Below are 23,652 nucleotides of genomic sequence, written 5' to 3' on the forward strand. Positions count from 1 at the left end.
TATTCTGGTGTCTAAGATCCTTACCTTAAAGGCGCTATGGAGACGAAATAATGACAGATAAAAAAGTGACGCTAACCCTACAAGATAATACGTCTGTTGAACTGGACGTGATGCAAGGTACGCTGGGACAAGATGTTGTTGATGTCCGCGCCCTTGGCTCTCAAGGCCTGTTCACCTTCGATCCCGGCTTCACCTCTACTGCGTCCTGCGAATCCAAAATCACCTTTATTGATGGTGACGAAGGTATTCTGTTACACCGTGGTTTCCCGATTGACCAGCTGGCAACCCACTCCAACTATCTCGAAGTGTGTTACATCTTGCTGAATGGCGAAGCCCCGACCCAAGCCCAGTTTGAAGAGTTCCGCACGACCGTTACCCGCCACACCATGATCCACGAGCAAATCACCCGACTGTTCCATGGCTTCCGCCGCGATTCGCATCCTATGGCGGTAATGTGTGGTGTGACCGGTGCGCTGGCCGCGTTTTATCACGACTCCTTAGACGTCAATATTGAACGTCACCGTGAAATCGCTGCGTTCCGCCTGCTGTCGAAAATGCCGACCATGGCGGCGATGTGCTACAAATATTCCATCGGCCAGCCGTTTGTGTACCCGCGCAACGACCTCTCTTATGCCGGTAACTTCCTGCACATGATGTTCGCCACGCCGTGCGAAGAGTACAAAGTGAATCCGGTACTGGAACGCGCCATGGACCGTATTCTGATTCTGCACGCCGACCATGAGCAGAACGCTTCAACCTCTACCGTTCGTACCGCAGGCTCTTCAGGCGCGAACCCGTTTGCCTGTATCGCCGCCGGTATCGCTTCACTGTGGGGACCGGCGCACGGCGGTGCCAACGAAGCGACACTGCGCATGCTGGAAGAGATCAGCACTGTTGATCACATCCCTGAGTTTGTTAAACGTGCGAAAGACAAAAACGATTCGTTCCGTCTGATGGGCTTTGGCCACCGCGTCTACAAAAATTACGATCCGCGCGCCACCGTGATGCGCGATACCTGTCACGAAGTGCTGAATGAACTGGGCATGAAAGATGATCTGCTGGAAGTGGCGATGGAGCTGGAACACATCGCGCTGAACGACCCGTACTTCATCGAGCGTAAGCTCTATCCTAACGTCGATTTCTACTCAGGCATTATTCTGAAAGCGATGGGCATTCCGTCTTCCATGTTTACCGTCATCTTTGCCATGGCGCGTACCGTAGGCTGGATTGCACACTGGAAAGAGATGCATGACGAAGGCATGAAAATTGCCCGTCCGCGTCAGCTGTATACCGGTTACACCGAGCGTCCATTTACCTCGGCGCTGAATAAATAAGAAAAAGGCGGCCAAACGGCCGCCTTTTTTATTGCGCGATAAATCGTGCCGCTACAGCTGGCATCCCGGACACCAGTAAAACGGCCGCGATGACAACACGCCCTTCTCAATCACCGCTCCGCAACGCCGACATTTCTTTCCCTGCCGATGAAACACCTCGAAGCGAAACGCGGCATCTTCGTGATACTTCTTCATGCTGCCACGCATCTGATATGACAAACGCGGCACCGACAGCATCGCCTCACTCAGCGCCGTGAGCTGCTGCTCGCTGAGATCCTGCGCCCGGTGCGACGCCAGCAAACCGGCATGCCATAAAATCTCCACGCGCAGATAATTACCCAAACCGGCGAGAAAAGCCTGATCGAGCAACAAGCCGCTGAACTGGCGACGACGAAAGCGCGGCGACAGCAGACGCTCGCGCACCTCCTCCACCGTTAAGCTGGCATCCAGCACGTCCGGTCCCACCCGTTGCAGAAACGGATGCGCCGCCAAGGTAGCAGCGTTGAGCAGCTCAATATCCGACGCGCTGTACAGCAAAATGGTGTTATCCGCATTGGCGAGCCGCACGCGGAGTTGTCGCGTGGTATTCGGCTGCGTGCCGGTTGGCACCACACGCCAGACACCGTACAGCTGATTGTGGCTGTAAAGCGTCAGGCCATTTGAGAAGTGCGTGAGCAGCGCCTTGCCCCGCGTTTCAAACGCGTTGATGGTGGTTCCCATCAGCGCGGGTTCATAGGTTTTCAGCTCGGGAAAGGCAAACCACACATCGGTAAGCGGTTTGCCTTCCATTGCCTCTGCCAGTTGATCCGCCGCACGACGGATCTCCGGTCCCTCAGGCATAACAACTCCTGTTAATGCGTGGCGCCACCGACGACGCGAATATCATTTTCGGTACTCAATATCACCTGCAGCGAGGTTTCCAGCGCCTTGATCACGCTAACGGTGGCCATACTCGCCACACCAGGATGATGCACCGCTTGTTCCGGCATGTAAGGAATGTGAATAAAACCGCCGCGCGCCCTACTGTTGGTGGTATGAATCCAGTGCAGCAGGCTGTACATCACGTGATTACAGGTAAAAGTACCGGCGGTTTGCGATACCGACGCCGGCACGCCCACCTCACGCAGTGCGGCAACCATGGCTTTGATCGGCAGCGTGGAGAAATAGGCCGCCGGGCCATCGGCCTCAATCGGCTTATCGATCGGCTGCTGCTGGTCGTTGTCCGGAATGCGCGCGTCATCAACGTTGATGGCAACGCGTTCAACGGTAATGTCGGATCGCCCCCCCGCCTGCCCAACGCACAGCACGCGATCGGGCTGAATCTCTTCCAGCGCACGCGTTAACACTTCACCGCAGGTGGCAAACACCACCGGCAGCTGGCGCACCACAATACGCGCACCGGCGATCTCTTTGCCGTCAAAGCTGCGCACCGCTTCCCACGAAGGGTTGATGCTTTCGCCACCAAACGGCTCAAACGCCGTCATTAACACCGTTTTCATTGCAACCTCACAAGAACATCAGGAAGTAGAGCAGGAAAATATTCACTACCAACAGTAGCACACCGGTTGGCACCTGAGCCTTGATCACCGCGTTGCGGTCCGGCAGCTCTAACAGACGCGCCGGAACGATGTTGAAGTTGGCCGCCATCGGCGTCATCAAAGTCCCGCAATAGCCGGAGAACATGCCGATCGCCGCCATCACCGCCGGATTGCCACCGTGTTGCAGCACCAGAATCGGAATCCCAATCCCGGCCGTCACAATCGGGAAGGCCGCGAACGCATTGCCCATCACCATGGTCAGCAGCGCCATGCCTCCCGCGTAGACCGCGACGGCGATTAGGCGATTATCCACCGCCAGATACTGCTCGGTCAGGTGCGAAATCGCGGTGCCGACACCGGCGCTGGTGAACAGCAGGCCGAGCGTGGCGAGAATTTGCGGCAGAATAAAGGCCCAACCCACCGCATCCAGCAAGCGACGGGTCTCCTGCATCGACTGCAGCGGCTTTTCATGGGTGATTTTCAGTGCAATCAGCCAGCCCAACAGGCAGCCGATCATCATTGAGAATAGCGTCACCAATGTTGAGTGATTGCCGGGGCCAAACACGGTGTCCTGCAGCCCAGGAATGTGGTTAAACGCCAGCACGCCAATCACGGTGACCAGCGGGATCGCCAGCGCCGGCAAGAACAGTTTGTTGTGCAGACGTTTGGCGCTTTCCTGTTTCTGCTCGTCGCTGCGCTGATGATAGCGTCCCAGACGCACGCCGCCGAAACCGGCAATCAACGCCATCACCACCACAGCCACGCCGACCGCGATGTGCAACCAGCGGCGGCCCAGTTCGGCATCGCCCGCCCATTGCCCCATCAACTGATAAGCACCGTCGCCGATCAGGAAAATCAGCCCATACAAGGCCCAGAACAGCCCGGTGGTAAAACGGCGCGGGTTGGCGCTGTCGCGCCAGGAAAGCAGCGCCACCACCAGCAGGATCACCCCTGCCAGCCACATCAAATATTGTTGCTGGAACATTACTTCCCTCCTTTGGCGTTCAGCGCCTGCTGATTCAACGCGCCCAGTTCTCGCGCCAGCTGACGATCAAGGCGTACCAGGCGGGCTGAATGAATGAGGAAAGCACAGAGTGCAGTGGGAATGCCCCACAGCGCGATATGCAGCGGTTCGGTGCTAATACCGGCAGACTCCTGCATAAAGTTATGCATGAAGATAATTGCGCCAAAAGCGACGAAGATATCTTCACCAAAGAAGAGACCAATGTTATCGGTGGCGGCCGACATGGCGCGCAGGCGATGACGCACGTCTGGCGGCACTTCGCCGTAGCGGTTTTCCGTGGCCCCTTCGGCCATCGGCGCCAGCAGCGGACGCACCATTTGTGGATGACCGCCAAGGCTGGTTAAGCCCAGCGCCGCAGTGGCTTCACGCACGAACAGGTAGACGATCAGCAAGCGCCCGGCGGTCGCGGTTTTGATCTGCGCGATCCAGCTCTGCGCGCGCTCTTTCAAACCATGACGCTCCAGCAAGCCGATAACCGCCAGCGGCAGCAGCAGAATCAGCGGCAGATTACGCGTATTGAGGAAGCCAGAACCGAGTTTTTCCAGAATATCCGCCAGCGGCAGATGCGCCGCCAGCCCGGTGACGAAGCCCGCCACTATCACCACCAGCACCGGGTTAAAGCGCAGCACAAAACCCACAATGATGGCGGCAATGCCCAGTAGCGGCCAGAGGTTTACCACGTTATCCATGTTGTTCCCTTATGTGAAAAGACAAAGCCCGGCGTGAGGCCGGGCAATCAGTAAAATGTTATGCGCTGGTAACGGCAATCTGATTGGTCGCAAAGGCGGCGCGCAACGTACGGGCGAACTGGAGCGCGTGGGCGCCATCACCATGCAGACACACGGTTTCCGCGTTGACCGGCACCCATTCGCCGCTGATGCTCTGCACCTGACGCTGCTGCACCATCGCCAGCGTTTGCGCGAGCGCCTGGTCGGCATCTTCAATCATCGCGTTAGGCTGACTGCGAGGCACCAGCGCCCCGCTCGCCAGATAACCGCGATCGGCAAATACCTCTTCGCGTGTGCGCAAACCATGATGAGCCGCCGCCGCAATCGAGGCGCTGCCCGCCAATCCCACCAGAATTAATCCCGCATCCACGGCTTTCACCGCGCGCGCGATAGCATCGGCCAGCTGCGGATCGCCCGCCGCCTGGTTATACAACATGCCGTGCGGTTTGACGTGCACCAGACGTTCACCTTCGCTCTCCGCGATACTTTTTAGCGCGCCAATCTGGTAAATCATCTGCGCATACACTGTTTCCGGCGGCAGTTGCATCGCGCTACGACCAAAGTTTTCCCGATCGGGGAAACTGGGATGCGCACCGATCGCCACGCCACTGGCTTTCGCCCAGCGCACTGATTGCAGCATGGTTTGCGCATCACCGGCGTGGAAGCCGCAGGCGATATTGGCCGAGCTGACCAGCGTGAGCAGTTCCCGATCGCTGGCGCTGCCTTCGCCAAGATCGGCATTAAGATCAATCTTCATGTCCCAGTCCCCAGGCAATTTGGTCAAACGAGCGCTGCTGATGCTGCTTAGCCGCAATGGCATCTTCTAGCGTGCAATGAATGAAGTGAATCGGTTCGCCGAGACGAATTTGCGCCAGATGATAGAGATCGGCTTCGATGATGCAGGCGATACGCGGATAACCACCGGTGGTTTGCGCATCGGCCATCAACACAATCGGTTGGCCATTGGGCGGCACCTGCACCACGCCGGGCACTAAACCGTGCGACAGCAAATCGCGTGTCGCGTCGCGCTGCAATTGACGTCCCTGTAGGCGATATCCCATGCGATTACTTTGCGGACTGAGTTTCCACGGGCTGCGCCAAAAACCTTGCTGCGCTTCACGCGAGAATTCGCTGTATTCAGGCCCCGCCAGAGCGCGAATGCGATTGCCCCACAGCAGCTGGCGCACGCCGGCTTTGTCTTTGAAGTCACGCGTGGGTTGGCCTAACGGCAATTCGTCACCGTCTTGTAATTTTCGTCCCTGCCAGCCGCCAAACGCCGCCTTGAGATCGGTACTGACTGAACCGAGCATTTCCGGCACGGCAAAGCCACCGTTTACCGCCAGATAGCTGCGCATGCCGCGCGTTGGCGTTGCTAACGTCAGCACCTGACCTTTCTTCACCGGCAGTCGCCAGCCGGTCCAGACCGGTTGGCCATCCAGATCGGCATTACAGCCGGCGCCCGTCAATGCAAACCAGCCATCGCGGGTAAACTGCACTTTGAACTGGCCGAGCACGATTTCCAGCACCGCGCTTTGCTCGGGATTGCCCACCAGCATATTGGCCGTGCGCATCGCCGGTTGATCCAGCGCGCCGCCAACGCTGATGCCATATTGCCGAAAACCGGTACGGCCGTGGTCCTGTAGCGAGGTCATCATGCCCGCGCGTAGAATCTTTAACATACGCCCTCCTGCTGCGGCACGAAGCGCACGCTATCGCCGGGACGTAATAGGGTTGGCGGATGTTGCAGCGGATCGAACAGGCTAAGCGGCGTATGGCCTATCAACTGCCAGCCGCCCGGTGCGGCTAAGGGATAGATGCCGGTTTGGCTGCCACCAATGCCCACGGAGCCGCTTGGCACAATCACTCGCGGCTCGGCGCGGCGCGGCGTGTGTAACCGCTCATCCAGTCCGCCGAGATAAGGGAAACCGGGCTGGAAGCCGATGAAATAGACCACGTAATCAATGCTGCTGTGCAGTTCCACCGCTTGTTTTGGCGTCATATTTGCGCGCTCAGCGACCACCTGCAGATCCGGTCCGCCTTCGCCGCCGTACACCACTGGAATTTCCACCCGGCGCGATTCCGGCAGCTGCGCTTCGCTCTCTTCCCACCAGCGCTGCAAACGTTCAATAGCGTCCAGCGCATTCAGTTGCGGGTCGCGCAGCAGCAGTGTCAGGTTGTTCATGCCAGGAATCACTTCCTCTACCTGCTCGTTCTGCTGCAGTCGCTGACACAATCCCCAAATGCGCTGCTGGCTGGTCAACGAAACCGGCGGTTCCAGTTCCAATACCACTGCGCGCTCACCTAGCAGATAACAACGTGCTCGTTGCAAAAACGACCTCCTGGTAAAAAACATGCCGAAAAACAGATAATTGAGGTGCGCATTAATGCGCACCCTACACAACCCGCACCATCAGGTTAGCGCGGCGCCATTTATGGCGACCGGGTGCGCGTTTATGCTTAAAGGCAATACGTTATGCGAAAGTGACAGAGATGTGTCAACAAATTTGCGCCCTTAACGTGTGTTAAGGGCGTGAGAGAGGAGCAATCAGGCAGGATTGTCGATGTCGATAAAGGTCACATCAAGACCGTGATGTGTCGCTAGCCATTCGCCGAGCGCCTTAATCCCGCCGCGCTCGGTCGCGTGATGGCCAGCAGCGAAGAAGTGCAACCCCTGTTCGCGCGCGCTATGAATGGTTTGCTCAGAAACTTCACCGGTAATAAAGGCATCGACACCAAATGCCGCCGCGCTATCGATAAAGCCCTGACCGCCACCGCTACACCAGGCAACGCGTTTGATCAGCGCAGGCGCGTTATCACTGCAGTGCAGCGGCGTACGGCCTAAACGCTGGGCGATTTTTTCCGCCAACGCCGCACCGCTCAACGGTTGTGCCAATTCGCCCCACGGCACCAGCGGCTGAATTTCGCCTTTCACCTCGATATCAAACAGACGCGCCAGCTGCGCGTTGTTACCCAACTCGGCATGCGCATCCAGTGGCAGATGCCAGCCATACAGGTTGATATCATTGGCCAGCAAGGTACGCAGGCGCTGGCGCTTCATGCCTTTAATCACCGGCGCTTCACTCTTCCAGAAGTAGCCGTGATGCACTAGCACCGCATCAGCGTTGCGCTTCACCGCTTCATCCAGCAACGCCTGACAAGCCGTTACGCCGGTGATGAGGGTTTTTACTTCGGTGCGTCCTTCAACCTGCAAACCGTTCGGTGCGTAATCGCTGAAGGCGCTGTTGTTAAGCTGCTGATTGACGATCTGTTCTAATTCAACATTGTTCATTACGGCTCCCTGATCGCCTCAAGCCGCGCTGCGAGCGCGCTCAAAGGCGTCTAGTGTCTTTTTACGTGCGTCCTTATGTTCCACGATTGGTGACGGATAATCGAGTTTCTTGTTATTTTTCTGCGCCCAAACCTGTGGCTGATGGATATCGCTGTCTGGCACAGAGCGCAGTTCCGGCAACCACTGGCGGATAAAGTCGCCCTGTTTATCGAAGCGTTCGCCCTGAGTGGTGGGATTGAATATGCGAAAATAAGGCGCGGCATCGGTGCCGGTTGATGCCGCCCATTGCCAGCCACCGTTATTGGCGGCCAGATCGCCATCGATGAGCTGCTGCATAAAGTAGCGCTCACCTTCACGCCAATCGATGAGCAGATCCTTGACCAGAAAACTGGCGGTAATCATGCGCAGCCGATTGTGCATCCAGCCCAGCGTGTTGAGCTGACGCATCGCCGCATCGACAATTGGATAGCCGGTTTTACCCTGCTGCCAGGCCGCGAGATGATGATCATTTTTCTGCCAATCCACGTTGCGCGTCCAATCGACAAAAGGTTGGTGCTTACACAATGCCGGGAATGCCACCATCAGATGGCGGTAAAATTCGCGCCAGATCAGCTCGTTCAGCCAGGTAAACGCCTTGCCCTCATTGAGCGCGTCGGGGTGCTCTTTCAATACCCGATGTAAGCACTGGCGCGGCGATAGCACACCAATCGCCAGATAAGCCGATAAGCGGCTGGTGCCATCAATCGCCGGTAAGTCGCGCTGATCCGGGTAGTATTGCACCGCCTGTTTGGCGAAATGACGCAGCTGTTTTAACGCTGCCTCTTCACCGGCAGGGAACCAGCTCTCATCAACATCTTCGCAAGGATAATCAAATGCTGGGATGTGCTGTTCGATACGGATTGGTGCATTCGGGCGGGCTTTCGGAGCATGATAGCACTCCGGCAAGCCCTGATGCAGACGGCGGACAAAGGCTTTGCTGAATGGCGTAAACACTTTGAACATGGTGTTACTGCCGGTTTGTACGCTGCCCGGCGGCAACAGCAGGCTATCGTCAAATCCCTGACAAATCACGCCCTGCGCATCCAGCCGCTTTTCGGCCTGTGCATCGCGCTCACGTTCGTTTATTTCGTACTGATAGTTGTAATAAAGCGCGTCGACGTGCTGCTGATGGCAAAACTCGCTGAGAAAATCAATCGAGGCAGCAAAGTCATTACACTGATGATAATGCAAAGGGATACCGCGTTCCGCCAATGACGCCTGTAATAAGCGGAGATTTTGCTGGATAAACGCCGCCTGCTTCGGTGCCATGTGATGCTGCTGCCACTGCTGTGGCGTGGCGATAAACAGCGCCATCACGTTGGCATTGCTGTCGCGACAGGCGGCGGCCAGCGCCATGTTGTCATTGATGCGCAGGTCGTTGCGCAACCAAACTAAATGGGTGGTCATAAAGCCCCGAAATTATTGTCCGTAGCGCAAACGCAGCGCTTCTGGATAAGGATCAAAATAACGCTGCTGAGCCAGCCAAGGATGCGGATATTCCGCCATGTAATGTTTCAGCATGGTGATCGGTGCGAGTAACGGCTGCACGCCGAGACGATAACGATCGATCAGCTGCGCCAACTCCTGACGCTGCGGCGAACTCAACTGCGGGCGGAAATAGCCTTGCACATGCATCAGTACGTTGGTGTGATTGCGGCGCGATGCCTGATGGGACATCAGATGCATCAGGCGATTGCGATACTCAGCGGCGTAATCTTCCAGCGAATCCCACTGATCCATTGCCGCCACAAAACGCCCCATTTCACGGTACTCATCCTGCGCATGGGAAAGCAGCAGCAATTTATAGCGGCTATGAAAGGCCATCAGCTTGTGGCGCGACAGACCGCTGCGCCACATTTCATTGAATTCGTGCAGCGCATAAACGCGGCCAATGAAGTTTTCGCGGATGGCATCATCATGCAGGCGGCCGTCCTCTTCCAGTGGCAACCACGGCATCTCTTTCTGCAGAAATGCAGTAAACATGCCGGTGCCCGCTTTGCGATTATTGTTGGTTTCGGGCTCGTAAACACGAACGCGCTCCAGCCCACAGCTAGGCGATTTGGCACACAGAATGTACCCGCACAGATGATGCAGCGATTTCACGCGCTCGGCGGACCAGCGCTGCATCTCATCGGTGACTTCCTCGCCGCCATCCTTGCTGAAGCAGAGATGAATATTGTCATCGCTCTCTTTCACCAGCCGCAAAGCCGGGCGTGGCGTGGGTAAACCAATCGCCATTTCAGGACATACAGGTTCGAAGCGCACAAATGGCACGAGCTCGTCAGTCGCGAAAGCAAAACGTTTGTGGCCGCCATCGAATCGGACGTTATCCCCGAGCAGGCAAGCGCTGATACCAACAGGAATTTTTTCGCTCATACTTGTACAATCTCATAAAACTTGTAGAGGTTTTAAGTGTAGCTGAAATGGCACGGGATAACAGCGGGGAAGCGGGTTTGAGGGGAAATTTGCCATAAAAAACCCGGCAAGCGCCGGGTGGATGATGCGTAGAATTCGTTTACCAGTAGATGCCAGCAGCCGCTTCCGACTGCGCCAGCCATACCGGTTTGGTGCTGGTTTTGCACCAGATGCGATGCAAGTAGCTATAAAAACGCGCGCGATCCTGACGGAATAACATCACTGGCAGCGCCAGCAAACCGATTGATACCACCAGCACACGGCGCAGTACGATTTTATACAGTGGATATGCTCGATCCATCTTGGCCCCCTTGTGGTAAACATTGCGTTGAAATGTGATCTGGTTCAGATATTACCCGGAATTGTGTAATTTTACTACTCATCCGACCACTTTATTTGCTGTTTTTTTGCACCATTTTGCTGGAAATGAAATTTAGTTACAGAATTGTGATCGATAAGATCGCAGCAGGTTAAAAACTATATGACGGACGCGGAGCCGCTTTATTGCTAAAGTGATGCGTTAACTTTTTGCCGCTGGAGGCAGCGTGACGACCATCTTGATTGTGGAAGATGAAAAAGAGATTCGCCGTTTCGTGCGCCTGGCGCTGGAGAGCGAAGGTTTAAAGATTGTGGAAGCGGAACAGCTACAGCGGGGTCTGATTGAGGCGGCAACGCGTAAGCCCGATCTGGTGATCCTCGATCTTGGCTTGCCCGATGGCGATGGTAATGACTTTATTCGTGAAGTGCGCCAGTGGAGCAGCATGCCGGTGATTGTGCTGTCGGCACGCAGCGACGAGCAGGATAAGATCGATGCGCTGGATGCAGGTGCAGATGATTATCTCACTAAGCCGTTTGGCATCGGTGAGTTGCTGGCGCGCGTGCGTGTGGCGCTGCGGCGGCATCAAAGCAGCCAGCCAGAACCGATTGTGAAATTTGGTGAAGTGAGTGTCGATTTGGCGGCACGCCGTGTGCTGCGCAGTGAACAGGAAGTGCATCTGACGCCAACCGAGTTCCGTCTGCTCAGCTTGCTATTGAATAATGCCGGAAAGGTGCTGACGCAACGTCAGTTGCTGAACCAGGTTTGGGGACCGAATGCGGTGGAGCACAGCCACTATTTGCGCATCTACATGGGCCATTTGCGGCAAAAGCTGGAAGCGAATCCCACCCAGCCCAGCCATTTGCTGACCGAAACCGGTATCGGCTACCGTTTTATGCCATAAAAAAAGGCCGCTTAGCGGCCTTTTCTCTTCACTGCCAATCAGGCGTTTTTCAGTACTTCGCTAACAATCTCAACCGCTTCTTTCTCGATCTGCTGACGGTGTTCAGCGCCGAGGAAGCTTTCACAGTAGATTTTGTAGGCGTCTTCCGTGCCCGATGGACGAGCGGCAAACCAGCCGTTTTCCGTCATCACTTTCAGACCACCGATTGATGCGCCGTTACCCGGTGCAGCAGTCAAGCGTGCGGTGATCGGATCACCCGCCAGCGTATCCGCGCTCACCATTTCTGGAGACAGTTTAGACAGTGCCGCTTTCTGTGCTGAAGTTGCCGGTGCCTGCAGACGATTGTAGCTCGGCGCTCCAAAGCGCGCGGCCAGCTCGTCATAATGCTGCTGCGGGTTCTTGCCGGTTACCGCGGTGATTTCTGCGGCCAGCAGGCACAGAATGATACCGTCTTTATCGGTTGACCAGGCTGAGCCATCGAAACGCAGGAACGATGCGCCCGCGCTCTCTTCGCCGCCGAAACCGAAGCTGCCATCGAACAGGCCATCAACGAACCATTTGAAACCAACCGGCACTTCCACCAGCTTACGGCCAATGTCGTTAACTACGCGGTCGATCATCGCGCTGGAAACCAGCGTTTTACCGACAGCCACCTCTTTGCCCCACTGCGGACGATGCTGGAACAGGTAGTTGATTGCCACCGCCAGATAGTGGTTCGGATTCATCAGACCGGCTGGCGTGACGATGCCATGGCGATCGTAATCAGGATCGTTACCAAAGGCCAAATCGAATTTGTCTTTGTACGCCAGCAAACCCGCCATCGCGCATTCGGACGAGCAGTCCATACGCACCACGCCATCTTTATCCAGATGCATGAAGCGGAAAGTCTGATCGATAGCATCGTTAACGATGGTCAGATCAAGCTTGTAGTGCTCAGCAATGCGCTGCCAGTAAGCAATACCCGAGCCGCCTAATGGATCGACGCCAATTTTCAGGCCCGCTTTCTGGATGGCCGCGAAATCGATTACCTGCGCCAAACCTTCAACGTATGGCTGGATCAGGTCCTGCTCAACGATATGGCCGCTTGCCCAAGCCTGATCCAGCGGCAGACGCTTAACATCCTTCAGCTCGCCTTTGATCAGCTGGTTAGCACGATCTTCCACCACTTTGGTGACGTTGGTATCCGCCGGTCCACCGTTTGGCGGATTGTATTTGATACCGCCATCTTCCGGTGGATTGTGCGAAGGCGTGATAACGATACCGTCCGCCTGCGCGCCGCCGCGTTTGTTGTGCTCAAGAATGGCATTAGAGATGGCAGGCGTCGGCGTGTAACCGTTGTCTTGCTGTACAATCACGTCCACGCCGTTAGCGGCCAGCACTTCCAGCACCGACAAGATCGCCGGCTCAGACAGTGCGTGCGTGTCTTTACCCACGTAGCACGGTCCGGTGATGCCGTTCTTTTTGCGCTCTTCAGCAATCGCCTGCGCGATCGCTAAAATGTGCTGTTCGTTGAAGCTTTGGCGTCCCGCGCTACCGCGATGGCCTGAAGTGCCAAATTTCACCGCATGATCCGGATTCGCCACATCGGGCTTCAGGACGTAATACTGCGAGGTTAATTGTGCAACGTTAATCAAATCGCTCTGCTGGGCAGGCTGCCCGGCACGGGGGTGATTGGCCATTGGCGCTTCTCCCTGACGCTTCAGTTAAATGGTGCCGCGAACTTTCTCTGTCAGTTCCTGAGGGAACTGCATAGCCAGCATGATGTGTTCCACCATGCTGCATTTGCGACCTGTATTGGTATTCGTGATCACCCAGTACGGCGTGCCGGGAACATGCTTCGGCTTAGTATGGGTGCCATTTTGCAGCAGCGTGTGCTCGTCGCCCGCAAAGTAGACGCGGGTACGGCCCTGCAGCGAAGCCGTAGCTTCAGCAAACGCAGCCGGATCAAGACGATAGAGCGTTGACAGTACCAGCATGAAGCGGTTTACCGCCTTATTCTGCTCGGCATATTCGTCGGAAAGCAGCAGCTCACGTACCGCGCGCACACGATCCTGAGGGCGCGCTTCGCGACTCGCTGAAGGTGCTTCTTTCACTGACGCACCCGCGGCGGGCGCAGCAGGTGCGCTCTGGCCGGCGGTGAACTTCAACATGCGGCGCAAAATATCTGAGGCGCTTTCACCAATGTGCTGCGTGTGGCTGGCAATATAACGGTAGAGTTCTTCGTCAACTTCAATCGTTTTCATCTTTTTCCGTACGATTCTGGCAAATGACAGAACCACGCATTATTGCAACGGCCTTAGCAAAATCCAGTCGTGCAAAACGTGAGCGGGTTCTAACATAAGGATTATAAAGTTAAATCCGTGGCAGCCGATAGCGTTGGCAACGTTTCCGGGCAAAAGTCGGAATATGCCCTAATGCCCGCCGGCCTGACTGCTGGACAGGTGAATCCATGATAACCTAAGCCAAGGTCACAACCGTAAGAACTTTAGCCATGATTTTGAACGCCCGTCTGCAAACTGAACAATCAGCCTCTGATGCCATACCCATTCTGTTAATCCATGGTCTTTTTGGCAGCCTTGATAACCTCGGCGTATTAGCGCGCGGGGTGCGTGATGCACGCCCAACATTGCAGGTTGATGTGCGTAACCACGGCTTGTCCGCACGCAGTGAGGTGATGAATTATCACGCAATGGCGCAGGACATGGTCGAAACACTGGATGCGCACAACATTGAACGCGCTAGCGTAATCGGCCACTCAATGGGCGGCAAAATCGCTATGGCGCTCAGTGCCATCGCGCCAGAACGCATAGAAAAAATGGTGATGATCGATATCGCGCCGGTTGATTATCAAACTCGCCGCCATGACGAAATCTTTGCCGCTATTCGTGCCGTTAGCGCTGCTGGCGTGACGCGCCGCAGTGAAGCGGCTGAGGTGATGCGTCAGCACATTAATGAGGATGGCGTGATCCAGTTCATCCTCAAGTCGTTTGCCGAAGGTGAATGGCGCTTTAATGTGCCGGTGCTGTGGGAGAATTACACCACCATTTCCGGCTGGGAAGAGGTGCCTGCATGGCCGCACCCTGCGCTGTTTATTCGTGGTGGCGACTCGCCCTATCTGGATAATCAGCATCGCGATGCGCTATTGCGTCAATTCCCACAGGCACACGCGCATGTGATTAGCGGGGCTGGACATTGGGTGCATGCAGAGAAACCTGAGGCGGTGCTACGCGCGGTGCGTCGATTTTTTAACCTGTAAAAGCAAAAGCTTGCCGCTTGCGCTTTAGGGTTGGCGTCAAGGAAGGCGCTGGAGTATGATGTCGCGCTAAAAATTTGCCACGGATGATTTTTTCACCGTGGTCGGGCCGATAATGTTTTAATCGCGCAGCGCCTTTCCGCCGTTCGCGCCCACTCAGTTTTACAAACCATGGCAAAAGAACAGACAGACCGCACTACGCTTGATCTCTTTGCAGACGAGCGGCGTCCTGGTCGCCCGAAAACCAGCCCGCTGACGCGTGATGAACAATTACGCATCAACAAACGTAATCAGCTCAAGCGCGATAAAGTGCGTGGGCTGCGTCGTGTCGAGCTGAAGATGTCCAGTGAGGCGGTTGACGCGCTCAGCACGCTGGCCGATCAGCAAAACATCAGTCGCAGCGAATTGATTGAACAAATGCTGCTGGCACAGCTCAAACTGTCGTAACGCGCGAAGACCGCACGCTGGAACACAAAGTCACGGCTTTACAAGTTCCGCACTTTTTACCGGTCTGCTATTATTCGCATTACTGTGCAGTCAACTGACTTACTTTCACAATCAGGATCTAAGAGGTTACCTAACCCATGGCAATCGTAGGCATTTTCTTCGGCAGCGATACCGGCAACACTGAAAACATTGCAAAAATGATCCAGAAACAACTGGGTAAAGATGTCGCCGAAGTGCATGACATTGCTAAGAGCACCAAAGAAGATCTCGATGCGTTCGACATCCTGCTGCTGGGCATTCCAACCTGGTATTATGGTGAAGCGCAGTGTGACTGGGATGATTTCTTCCCGACGCTGGAAGAGATTGATTTCAATGGCAAGCTGGTAGCGCTGTTTGGTTGTGGCGATCAGGAAGATTACGCCGAATACTTCTGCGACGCGATGGGCACCATCCGCGACATCATTGAGCCGAATGGTGCAGTCATCGTCGGCCACTGGCCAACCGAAGGCTACCATTTTGAAGCATCTAAAGGTTTGGCCGATGATAAACACTTCCTCGGTCTGGCGATTGACGAAGACCGTCAACCCGAACTGACCAATGAGCGCGTTGAAACCTGGGTGAAGCAGATCTTCGATGAACTGCAGCTGAAAGAGATTATTGAAGCGTAATCCCCTGCTCTGCCCGATGTGCGCGCAAGTTCACATCGGGCAACGGAATTTCCTATAAAAATAATAGCTACGGTTTTTTAACTTTTCCCCGCAAATCTGTAGAATACCCGCAATGGTCATCCGCTTATTCCTCTGGCAGTAGAATGAGGCTGAGTGAAATGGAATCCAAAATCCAAGCGTCTTGAAGGCGTTAGTGACATTATCCTTACTGCTTTTGGTGATTAAGGACGTTGCCTTGGTTTTCATTTCACTGCTTGAGTTCTATAATGAGACGCAAATGAGAATGCGCGTTGACCTAAACATTCAAGGCCCCTGCGCCGCAAGTGACTAGCAAAGTAACAGGACAATATCCGCATGACTGACAACAACTCCGCATTGAAGAAGGCTGGCCTGAAAGTCACGCTCCCCAGACTGAAAATTCTGGAAGTGCTTCAGGGACCCGGACCCGAGTCCCATCACGTCAGTGCGGAAGATTTGTATAAGCGCCTGATCGATATGGGCGAAGAGATTGGTCTGGCAACGGTATATCGCGTTCTTAACCAGTTTGACGACGCGGGCATCGTTACCCGTCATAATTTTGAAGGCGGTAAATCTGTCTTTGAACTGACCCAGCAACATCACCACGATCACCTGATTTGCCTCGATTGTGGCAAGGTTATCGAATTCAGCGATGAATCAATTGAAACGCGTCAGCGTGAAATTGCGACTCGCCATGGTATCAAGCTCAGTAACCACAGCCTGTACTTGTACGGTCACTGTGCTCTGGGAGACTGCCGCGAAGACGACACGCTCCACGATAAGTAATTGAGTGTGCTATGCAGTATAAAAAAACCGGCGCTTGAGCCGGTTTTTTTATACCTGAAATCAGGCAACGATGGTTTCTTGCAGGTAACGCCAGCGCGGAATGCTGGTGCTGCAATCGAGAACCGCCAGTGAAATGCGGCTCTGATTGATGCCATTCATCATTTGTAATTCACGATATTGAATCGTCACCTCTTCGCTTTGCTGCGAGATAATAGCGTGCTCACTGGTCGCAATACGCATGCCTTCGCGTTGCCCATTCAATTGGCGAAACAGCTTTTCCATCTCATTGAGATCCAACTGTTTGCCTTGCGGTGTCACCATTTTAAATTCGGGATGAAAGTGCGATAAAAACAGATCAATACTGTCATCACTGCCTTCAACCTGATTGAAAATACGTTCGATAAGCTGATGTAATACAACCACACTGTGCTTGGCTTCCAGGGCAAGACTTGTCATTTTTTATCCTTTGATAACCCGCGGAGCAACGTTTGAGTGCGCATAGCCTACCTGAAAAAAAGTTTTTCACACTGGCAAATGGTTTAATTTTGCTAAAGTCAGAATAGTCGTAAATGAGGAATTAATCGCATCAACAGGGAGGCAGCATAAAAGATTGCGGGTGGCCAAATAGAGGCAATAAAAAAGGGCGATTGCTCGCCCTTTCATGATCTTATCGTGCTAGCGACAAAATAATTAATCGCCGATTTTCGCCCAGGTATCGCGCAATCCAACGGTGCGGTTAAACACCAGTTTTGACGGCTGCGAATAAACGCTATCAGCACAGAAGTAGCCTTCACGTTCGAACTGATACGGTGCCATTGAATCGGCCGCGCGCAGACCAGGCTCAACGAAGCCCTGTTTGGTTTCGAGTGAGTTCGGGTTAATGGTGGTGAGGAAATCCTCAGCCGCGCCCGGATTTGGCACACTAAACAGACGATCATACAGGCGGAATTCCGCCGGCAGCGCGTGAATTGCAGAAACCCAATGGATAACGCCTTTCACTTTACGCCCGTCAGCAGGATCTTTGCTCAGCGTATCAACATCGCAAGTACAGTAGATACAGGTGATATTGCCTTCATCATCCTTCGCTACACGTTCAGCACGGATCACGTAAGCATTACGCAGACGCACTTCTTTACCCAGCACCAGACGCTTGTATTGTTTATTGGCTTCTTCGCGGAAGTCAGCGCGATCGATCCACACTTCACGGCTGAATGGCACTTCACGCGTACCCATCTCCGGTTTGTTGGGATGATTTGGCATGGTGATGATCTCTTCGTGACCCGCTAGCAGATTTTCAATCACCACCTTCAGGGGATCCATCACGGCCATCGCACGCGGCGCGTTTTCATTGAGATCGTCACGAATGCACGACTCCAGTGAAGCCATTTCTACGATATTGTCCTGCTTAGTAACGCCAATGCGGCGGCAGAACTCACGAATCGAAGCCGAGCTGTAACCACGACGACGCAAACCGGAAACGGTCAGCATGCGCGGATCGTCCCAGCCTTCCACAACTTTTTCGCTCACCAGCTGAGTCAGTTTACGCTTGGACATCACTGCGTATTCCAGATTCAGACGTGAAAACTCATACTGACGCGGGTGCACCGGAATGGTGATGTTATCCAGCACCCAATCGTACAGACGACGGTTGTCCTGGAACTCCAGCGTGCAGAGAGAATGCGTAATACCTTCAATCGCATCAGAAATGCAGTGAGTGAAGTCGTACATTGGATAGATGCACCACTTGCTGCCAGTCTGATGGTGATCTGCAAACTTGATGCGATACAGCACGGGATCGCGCATTACGATAAAGCTGGATGCCATATCGATTTTAGCACGTAAACAGGCTTTGCCCTCTTCGAAGCCCCCATCGCGCATTTTCTGGAACAGCGCTAAGTTCTCTTCCACGCTGCGATCGCGATACGGACTGTTTTTGCCTGGTGCTGTGAGAGAACCGCGATACTCGCGGATCTCATCTGCCGACAATTCATCAACATACGCCAAGCCTTTATTAATCAGCTCAACGGCATAGTTGAAGAGTTGGTCGAAGTAGTCTGAGGAGTAACGAATGTTGCCGCTCCACTCAAAGCCCAGCCATTGCACGTCACGCTTTATGGATTCGACAAACTCCAGATCTTCTTTCACTGGGTTGGTGTCGTCGAAACGCAGGTTGCACTGCCCCTGGTAATCTTGTGCGATACCAAAGTTCAGGCAGATAGATTTCGCATGGCCAATATGCAGATAACCATTGGGCTCAGGCGGGAAACGGGTATGCACAGTGTTGTGCTTACCGCTCGCCAAATCTTCGTCGATGATCTGACGAATAAAGTTCGTTGGGCGGGCTTCAGCCTCACTCATCTCAAAATCCTCAAAAGCTATAACGGGTGATTTGTACCACGAAGTAACGGAGTATGATCCACAAAGCGCAGGAGGGAAACAACCGTTTGTTGGTCGTTTTAAAACAAAAAAGGCAGGAATCGCTTCCTGCCTTCTGGCTCAATCACAAGGACTTAACCTTTAACCTCGTACAGCGGAGTTTGACCTGCAACCACTGAACCGGTTGCCAGTAAATTCAGACCCGCGAAATCATCGCTATTACTGACGACGACTGGACTGATCATCGAGCGCGCGTTGGCGTTGAGATAATCCAGATCCATTTCGAGGATTGGCTGACCTGCAGTTACCGTTGCGCCCTCTTCCACCAGACGCGTGAAACCTTTACCTTCCAGCGCAACCGTATCCAGACCCATGTGCACCACAATCTCAACGCCATTTTCCGCTTCGAGGCAGAACGCATGGTTAGTGTTGAAGATCTTCACCACGGTGCCAGCAGTTGGCGCGACAACGGTTTTTCCGGTTGGCTTGATTGCCAGACCATCACCCACTGCTTTACTGGCGAACGCTTCATCAGGAACATTTTCCAGCGCAACAATTTCACCGGTAACCGGAGCCAGTAACGTAGCGATTACCGCTTTTTCACTGTTCAGTACCGCCTGCGGTTTTGCCGCTGGAGCCGGTGCTACAGGTGACGCCGCTGCGGATGCCGCAACCGGGCCTTTGCTCAGTACCGTTTTCATCGCTGTAGCAATGCTTTCAGCCTGGGTGCCGACGATAACCTGTACGCTCTGTTTGTTCAGGCGAATCACACCTGAAGCACCCAGACGCTTAGCGACGCCTTCATTTACCTGTGCAGAGTCTTTGACGTTCAGACGCAGTCGGGTAATACAGGCATCGATGGTCGTGAGGTTTTCAGAACCGCCCACGGCTGCAATGTAACGGCGCGCCAAAGATTCGGTTTGGCTTTCACCATTACCGCTATGGTCGACATTCACATCATAACCATCGGTTTCATCGCCCGCAGAGAGTTCACGACCCGGTGTCATCAGGTTAAATTTCTGAATGGTGAAGCGGAACACCGCATAGTAGATAACGAAGAACACCAGACCTTGTGGGATTAGCATCCACCAGTGGACGGCCAACGGGTTGCGCGTCGACAGTACCATATCCACCAGACCCGCACTGAAGCCGAAACCGGCAATCCACTGCATGCTCGCGGCGATGAACACGGAGAGACCGGTCAGTGCAGCGTGAATCACATACAGTACCGGCGCCACGAACATGAAGGAGAACTCCAGCGGTTCGGTAATACCGGTAAAGAAGGCCGCAAATGCTGCCGCCAGCATGATACCGCCGACTTTGGCGCGGTTTTCTGGACGGGCGCAGTGATAAATTGCCAGCGCTGCACCCGGAAGACCAAACATCATGATTGGGAAGAAGCCCGCCTGATAACGACCGGTGATACCTGGGATACCCGTACCTTCCGCGATAGACTGTGCGCCGCCCAGGAATTTAGGAATATCGTTGATACCCGCGACGTCGAACCAAAACACTGAGTTCAGCGCATGATGCAGGCCAACAGGAATCAGCAAGCGGTTAAAGAAGGCATAGACACCCGCACCCACTGAGCCCATCTTCTGAATGTGCTCACCGAAGCTCACCAGCCCACCAAAAATGAGCGGCCAGACATACATCAGCACGAAGGCCACGGCAATCATCAGGAAGGAGACAAGAATAGGCACCAGACGGCGGCCGCTGAAGAATGACAGCGCTTTTGGCAGCTCAACATGGCTGAAGCGATTGTAAACCTCAGCAGAGAGGATACCGACGAGGATACCGACAAACTGGTTGTTAATTTTACCGAAGGCGGCAGGAACTTGCTCCACCGGCATTTTCTGAATCATCGCTACCGCTGCCGGTGAACAGAGTGTGGTTACCACCAGGAAGCCCACGAAACCGGTCAATGCTGCTGCACCGTCTTTATCTTTTGACATACCGTATGCCACACCAATGGCAAACAGCACGGACATATTGTCGATGATTGCCGAACCGGATTTGATCAGCAGTGCCGCCAGTGCATTACCTGCACCCCAGCTATCTGGATCAATCCAATATCCAACACCCATCAAGATTGCCGCTGCCGGCAAAGTCGCTACCGGCACCATAAGCGCGCGGCCGACCTTTTGCAGATATCCTAGAATACTCACCTTATTCTCCCCCTATGAGACTGGCGTTTTGCCGTAGCGCGAGTTGATTTTATTATCCCGTCGCCCGGTACCTTGATGACACTTTTGACCACGAGGCGCAGTGTAAAGATAAATTAATTCGCCTCGCAAATTAAAACCACTCCAACTGTGACTTTAATCACCAAAATGATGGTTTGATAATGCGAAATGCTAGCCAGCACCACAAACTTATTTTATGATGAAAAATATCGAGTCGCACTTTTCCCTAATGGCTACGCTTAAACGCATTACGCTTAAGGGCAGAATACTGTCAGAGAAACGGCAACTCCACATTTCCAATCTTAATTGAGGTGAAGACATGAGACTGATCCCTTTGGCCACACCGACCCAAGTGGGTAAATGGGCTGCACGCCACATTGTTAACCGCATTAATGCGTTTAAGCCTAGCGCAGAACGTCCTTTTGTGTTGGGTTTACCAACTGGTGGAACACCGCTGGAAGCCTACAAGCACCTGATCGACATGCACAAAGCGGGCCAGGTTAGTTTTAAGCACGTGGTCACCTTTAATATGGATGAGTATGTAGGTCTGCCAAAAGAGCATCCAGAAAGTTACCACAGCTTCATGTATCGTAATTTTTTCGATCATGTTGATATTCAAGAGCAAAACATCAATCTTCTCAATGGTAATGCCGAAGATATTGACGCAGAATGCCGCCAATACGAAGAGAAGATCCGCGCTTACGGCAAAATTAACCTGTTTATGGGCGGCGTAGGCAACGATGGTCATATTGCTTTCAATGAACCGGCTTCATCCCTCTCATCTCGTACCCGCATTAAAACCCTGACGCACGATACCCGCATCGCAAACTCTCGCTTCTTTAACGGTGATGTGGATCAGGTACCCAAATACGCGCTGACCGTTGGCGTTGGTACGCTGCTGGATGCAGAAGAGGTAATGATTCTGGTAACAGGTCATTTGAAAGCGCAAGCGCTGCAGGCCGCGGTTGAAGGTAACGTCAACCATATGTGGACCATCAGCTGCCTCCAGCTGCATGCAAAATCCGTCGTGGTATGTGATGAACCAGCAACGATGGAACTGAAAGTGAAAACCGTGAAATATTTCCGCGAAATGGAAGCGGAAAATATGAAAGGTGTGTGAAAACACGTTGTAAAAAAACCTGCTGCTGGTTGGCGGCAGGCTTAGCCGGGAGAGATAAAACGATGTACGCATTAGTGAACGGCCGGATTTTTACCGGTCATGAAATTCTGGACAATCATGCAGTTGTGATTGCGGATGGCCTGATTGAGCGTGTGTGTCCGCGTGATGCCTTGGACGCGGCAATGGCACAGCAGGATGTGGCTGGTGCGTTTATCGCTCCTGGTTTTATTGATTTGCAGCTGAATGGCTGCGGCGGCGTGCAGTTCAATGACGATATCAATGCGTTAAGTGTGGATACATTGGAGATTATGCAGCGTGCCAATGAAAAATCAGGCTGTACCAGCTATTTGCCAACGCTGATTACCAGCACCGATGCGCTAATGAAACGCGCAATCGAAACCATGCGCGCTTATCTGGCTAAGCATCAGAATCAGGCGCTGGGCCTGCACCTGGAAGGTCCGTGGTTGAACAAAGCCAAAAAAGGCACGCACAATCCTGAATTAATTCGTCTGCCGGATGCTGAGTTGGTGGATTTTCTCTGTGCAAACGCGGATGTCATCACTAAAGTCACGCTGGCCCCTGAAAACGCCGGCAGTGACGTGATTCGTCAATTACGTGATGCGGGAATTATCGTCTCAGCGGGTCACTCTAATGCGACCTATGAAGAGGCAAAAATCGGCTTTAGCGCCGGTGTGAGCTTTGCCACGCACCTCTATAATGCAATGCCAACGTTTGCCGGACGTGAGCCAGGTCTGATTGGTGCGCTGTTTGATTCGCCTGATGTATACTGCGGCATCATTGCAGATGGTTTACATGTCCATTACGCTAATGTGCGCAATGCAAAACGCATCAAGGGCGACAAACTGGTGTTAGTGACGGATGCCACAGCACCAGCTGGCGCTTCGATTGATCAATTCATTTTTGCAGGCAAAACAATATACTATCGCGATGGCCTTTGCGTTGATGAGAACGGTACGCTCAGCGGTTCTGCATTAACCATGATTGAAGCGGTGCAGAATAGCGTTGAACACTGTGGCATCGCTCTTGATGAAGCGCTGCGTATGGCAACACTTTATCCGGCGCAGGCAATGGGTGTGGAGAAACAGTTAGGTACGGTTGAAGCAGGAAAAGTCGCCAACCTGACTGTCTTTACCCGCGATTATCAAATCACTAAGACGTTAGTCAACGGAGACAACGTCCTCAGCGAGTAA

24 protein-coding genes are annotated in these 23,652 nt (G+C 53.8%); 8 read left to right on the forward strand and 16 right to left on the reverse strand.

The window, feature by feature from the left end; all coding sequences use genetic code 11:
* Positions 1-50 precede the first annotated feature (50 nt).
* Positions 51-1,334: a citrate synthase gene (locus PMI17_RS16320; RefSeq protein WP_007890653.1), complete on the forward strand. Its 1,284-nt coding sequence runs from the start codon at positions 51-53 to the stop codon at positions 1,332-1,334.
* Positions 1,335-1,385: 51 nt separating this feature from the next.
* On the opposite strand, the gene nei is transcribed toward PMI17_RS16320, so the two are convergent.
* From nei to PMI17_RS16375, 11 genes are all read right to left on the reverse strand, one after another.
* On the reverse strand, positions 1,386-2,174 hold the full coding sequence (nei, locus tag PMI17_RS16325; RefSeq protein WP_007890654.1) for an endonuclease VIII: 789 nt from the start codon (positions 2,172-2,174) through the stop codon (positions 1,386-1,388).
* A gap of 11 nt (positions 2,175-2,185) precedes the next feature.
* A complete protein-coding gene (gene pcp, locus PMI17_RS16330; protein WP_007890655.1) occupies positions 2,186-2,833 on the reverse strand; it encodes a pyroglutamyl-peptidase I in 648 nt (215 codons plus the stop codon).
* Between the two features lie 7 nt (positions 2,834-2,840).
* Positions 2,841-3,857 (reverse strand): DUF979 domain-containing protein, encoded by a 1,017-nt coding sequence (locus PMI17_RS16335; protein WP_007890656.1) that lies wholly within the window; start codon positions 3,855-3,857, stop codon positions 2,841-2,843.
* Positions 3,857-4,585 carry a DUF969 domain-containing protein gene (locus PMI17_RS16340; protein ID WP_007890657.1) on the reverse strand — a complete coding sequence of 243 codons (729 nt, stop codon included), beginning with the start codon at positions 4,583-4,585 and terminating at the stop codon, positions 3,857-3,859. Before PMI17_RS16340 ends, PMI17_RS16335 begins: the two co-directional genes overlap by 1 nt.
* Before the next feature lie 58 nt (positions 4,586-4,643).
* On the reverse strand, positions 4,644-5,381 hold the full coding sequence (pxpA, locus tag PMI17_RS16345; RefSeq protein ID WP_007890658.1) for a 5-oxoprolinase subunit PxpA: 738 nt from the start codon (positions 5,379-5,381) through the stop codon (positions 4,644-4,646).
* Complete coding sequence (gene pxpC / locus PMI17_RS16350; RefSeq protein ID WP_007890659.1) at positions 5,371-6,303, reverse strand: 5-oxoprolinase subunit PxpC; 933 nt, start codon at positions 6,301-6,303, stop codon at positions 5,371-5,373. Before pxpC ends, pxpA begins: the two co-directional genes overlap by 11 nt.
* The gene (pxpB, locus tag PMI17_RS16355; RefSeq protein WP_007890660.1) at positions 6,297-6,953 is read right to left on the reverse strand and encodes a 5-oxoprolinase subunit PxpB; all 657 of its coding nucleotides are present in this window, start codon (positions 6,951-6,953) and stop codon (positions 6,297-6,299) included. Before pxpB ends, pxpC begins: the two co-directional genes overlap by 7 nt.
* A gap of 216 nt (positions 6,954-7,169) precedes the next feature.
* On the reverse strand, positions 7,170-7,913 hold the full coding sequence (locus PMI17_RS16360; protein ID WP_007890662.1) for a type 2 GTP cyclohydrolase I: 744 nt from the start codon (positions 7,911-7,913) through the stop codon (positions 7,170-7,172).
* A gap of 18 nt (positions 7,914-7,931) precedes the next feature.
* Positions 7,932-9,359 (reverse strand): deoxyribodipyrimidine photo-lyase, encoded by a 1,428-nt coding sequence (gene phrB / locus PMI17_RS16365; RefSeq protein ID WP_007890663.1) that lies wholly within the window; start codon positions 9,357-9,359, stop codon positions 7,932-7,934.
* A gap of 12 nt (positions 9,360-9,371) precedes the next feature.
* Entirely contained in the window at positions 9,372-10,328 is a 957-nt protein-coding gene (locus PMI17_RS16370; protein ID WP_007890664.1) for a 2-thiouracil desulfurase family protein, read from the reverse strand.
* A 139-nt stretch (positions 10,329-10,467) separates the two neighbouring features.
* Entirely contained in the window at positions 10,468-10,668 is a 201-nt protein-coding gene (locus tag PMI17_RS16375; RefSeq protein ID WP_007890665.1) for a YbfA family protein, read from the reverse strand.
* Between the two features lie 244 nt (positions 10,669-10,912).
* Between PMI17_RS16375 and kdpE the strand changes: the two genes are divergently transcribed.
* Positions 10,913-11,587 (forward strand): two-component system response regulator KdpE, encoded by a 675-nt coding sequence (kdpE, locus tag PMI17_RS16380; protein ID WP_007890666.1) that lies wholly within the window; start codon positions 10,913-10,915, stop codon positions 11,585-11,587.
* Between the two features lie 38 nt (positions 11,588-11,625).
* Here the strand turns inward: kdpE and pgm are convergent, their stop codons facing one another.
* Entirely contained in the window at positions 11,626-13,266 is a 1,641-nt protein-coding gene (gene pgm / locus PMI17_RS16385) for a phosphoglucomutase (alpha-D-glucose-1,6-bisphosphate-dependent) (protein ID WP_007890667.1), read from the reverse strand.
* 24 nt (positions 13,267-13,290) lie between these two features.
* On the reverse strand, positions 13,291-13,830 hold the full coding sequence (gene seqA / locus PMI17_RS16390; protein ID WP_007890668.1) for a replication initiation negative regulator SeqA: 540 nt from the start codon (positions 13,828-13,830) through the stop codon (positions 13,291-13,293).
* A gap of 248 nt (positions 13,831-14,078) precedes the next feature.
* Here seqA and ybfF point away from each other — a divergent pair, with 248 nt between their 5' ends.
* The 4 genes from ybfF (at position 14,079) to fur (ending at position 16,759) form a co-directional block, all read left to right on the forward strand.
* Positions 14,079-14,843: an esterase gene (gene ybfF, locus PMI17_RS16395; RefSeq protein ID WP_007890669.1), complete on the forward strand. Its 765-nt coding sequence runs from the start codon at positions 14,079-14,081 to the stop codon at positions 14,841-14,843.
* Between the two features lie 168 nt (positions 14,844-15,011).
* Positions 15,012-15,287, forward strand: a complete 276-nt coding sequence (ybfE, locus tag PMI17_RS16400; RefSeq protein WP_007890670.1) for a LexA regulated protein — start codon at positions 15,012-15,014, stop codon at positions 15,285-15,287.
* A 137-nt stretch (positions 15,288-15,424) separates the two neighbouring features.
* Entirely contained in the window at positions 15,425-15,955 is a 531-nt protein-coding gene (fldA, locus tag PMI17_RS16405; protein WP_007890671.1) for a flavodoxin FldA, read from the forward strand.
* Positions 15,956-16,309: 354 nt separating this feature from the next.
* Positions 16,310-16,759, forward strand: coding sequence for a ferric iron uptake transcriptional regulator (gene fur, locus PMI17_RS16415; RefSeq protein WP_007890672.1), 450 nt, complete (start codon positions 16,310-16,312; stop codon positions 16,757-16,759).
* Between the two features lie 60 nt (positions 16,760-16,819).
* Here the strand turns inward: fur and PMI17_RS16420 are convergent, their stop codons facing one another.
* From PMI17_RS16420 to nagE, 3 genes are all read right to left on the reverse strand, one after another.
* On the reverse strand, positions 16,820-17,215 hold the full coding sequence (locus PMI17_RS16420) for a hypothetical protein (RefSeq protein ID WP_007890673.1): 396 nt from the start codon (positions 17,213-17,215) through the stop codon (positions 16,820-16,822).
* Between the two features lie 234 nt (positions 17,216-17,449).
* A complete protein-coding gene (glnS, locus tag PMI17_RS16425) occupies positions 17,450-19,117 on the reverse strand; it encodes a glutamine--tRNA ligase (protein ID WP_007890674.1) in 1,668 nt (555 codons plus the stop codon).
* 152 nt (positions 19,118-19,269) lie between these two features.
* Positions 19,270-21,297 (reverse strand): N-acetylglucosamine-specific PTS transporter subunit IIBC, encoded by a 2,028-nt coding sequence (gene nagE, locus PMI17_RS16430; RefSeq protein ID WP_036621574.1) that lies wholly within the window; start codon positions 21,295-21,297, stop codon positions 19,270-19,272.
* Between the two features lie 343 nt (positions 21,298-21,640).
* Here nagE and nagB point away from each other — a divergent pair, with 343 nt between their 5' ends.
* Both nagB and nagA read left to right on the forward strand, forming a co-directional pair.
* Positions 21,641-22,441, forward strand: coding sequence for a glucosamine-6-phosphate deaminase (gene nagB, locus PMI17_RS16435; RefSeq protein WP_007890676.1), 801 nt, complete (start codon positions 21,641-21,643; stop codon positions 22,439-22,441).
* Positions 22,442-22,503: 62 nt separating this feature from the next.
* A complete protein-coding gene (gene nagA / locus PMI17_RS16440; RefSeq protein WP_007890677.1) occupies positions 22,504-23,652 on the forward strand; it encodes an N-acetylglucosamine-6-phosphate deacetylase in 1,149 nt (382 codons plus the stop codon).

The sequence above is a fragment of the Pantoea sp. GM01 genome (genome assembly GCF_000282675.1).
Lineage (GTDB): Bacteria > Pseudomonadota > Gammaproteobacteria > Enterobacterales > Enterobacteriaceae > Pantoea > Pantoea nemavictus.

Excerpts from the sequence above, each read along its gene's own strand:
- phrB (WP_007890663.1), bottom strand. The coding sequence starts at position 9,359 with ATGACCACCCATTTAGTTTGGTTGCGCAACGACCTGCGCATCAATGAC.
- fur (WP_007890672.1), top strand. The coding sequence starts at position 16,310 with ATGACTGACAACAACTCCGCATTGAAGAAGGCTGGCCTGAAAGTCACG.
- ybfF (WP_007890669.1), top strand. The coding sequence starts at position 14,079 with ATGATTTTGAACGCCCGTCTGCAAACTGAACAATCAGCCTCTGATGCC.
- PMI17_RS16340 (WP_007890657.1), bottom strand. The coding sequence starts at position 4,585 with ATGGATAACGTGGTAAACCTCTGGCCGCTACTGGGCATTGCCGCCATC.
- nagB (WP_007890676.1), top strand. The coding sequence starts at position 21,641 with ATGAGACTGATCCCTTTGGCCACACCGACCCAAGTGGGTAAATGGGCT.
- nagA (WP_007890677.1), top strand. The coding sequence starts at position 22,504 with ATGTACGCATTAGTGAACGGCCGGATTTTTACCGGTCATGAAATTCTG.
- pgm (WP_007890667.1), bottom strand. The coding sequence starts at position 13,266 with ATGGCCAATCACCCCCGTGCCGGGCAGCCTGCCCAGCAGAGCGATTTG.
- PMI17_RS16320 (WP_007890653.1), top strand. The coding sequence starts at position 51 with ATGACAGATAAAAAAGTGACGCTAACCCTACAAGATAATACGTCTGTT.
- seqA (WP_007890668.1), bottom strand. The coding sequence starts at position 13,830 with ATGAAAACGATTGAAGTTGACGAAGAACTCTACCGTTATATTGCCAGC.
- pcp (WP_007890655.1), bottom strand. The coding sequence starts at position 2,833 with ATGAAAACGGTGTTAATGACGGCGTTTGAGCCGTTTGGTGGCGAAAGC.
- PMI17_RS16335 (WP_007890656.1), bottom strand. The coding sequence starts at position 3,857 with ATGTTCCAGCAACAATATTTGATGTGGCTGGCAGGGGTGATCCTGCTG.
- ybfE (WP_007890670.1), top strand. The coding sequence starts at position 15,012 with ATGGCAAAAGAACAGACAGACCGCACTACGCTTGATCTCTTTGCAGAC.
- PMI17_RS16375 (WP_007890665.1), bottom strand. The coding sequence starts at position 10,668 with ATGGATCGAGCATATCCACTGTATAAAATCGTACTGCGCCGTGTGCTG.
- pxpA (WP_007890658.1), bottom strand. The coding sequence starts at position 5,381 with ATGAAGATTGATCTTAATGCCGATCTTGGCGAAGGCAGCGCCAGCGAT.
- pxpC (WP_007890659.1), bottom strand. The coding sequence starts at position 6,303 with ATGTTAAAGATTCTACGCGCGGGCATGATGACCTCGCTACAGGACCAC.
- PMI17_RS16420 (WP_007890673.1), bottom strand. The coding sequence starts at position 17,215 with ATGACAAGTCTTGCCCTGGAAGCCAAGCACAGTGTGGTTGTATTACAT.
- PMI17_RS16360 (WP_007890662.1), bottom strand. The coding sequence starts at position 7,913 with ATGAACAATGTTGAATTAGAACAGATCGTCAATCAGCAGCTTAACAAC.
- glnS (WP_007890674.1), bottom strand. The coding sequence starts at position 19,117 with ATGAGTGAGGCTGAAGCCCGCCCAACGAACTTTATTCGTCAGATCATC.
- PMI17_RS16370 (WP_007890664.1), bottom strand. The coding sequence starts at position 10,328 with ATGAGCGAAAAAATTCCTGTTGGTATCAGCGCTTGCCTGCTCGGGGAT.
- nei (WP_007890654.1), bottom strand. The coding sequence starts at position 2,174 with ATGCCTGAGGGACCGGAGATCCGTCGTGCGGCGGATCAACTGGCAGAG.
- fldA (WP_007890671.1), top strand. The coding sequence starts at position 15,425 with ATGGCAATCGTAGGCATTTTCTTCGGCAGCGATACCGGCAACACTGAA.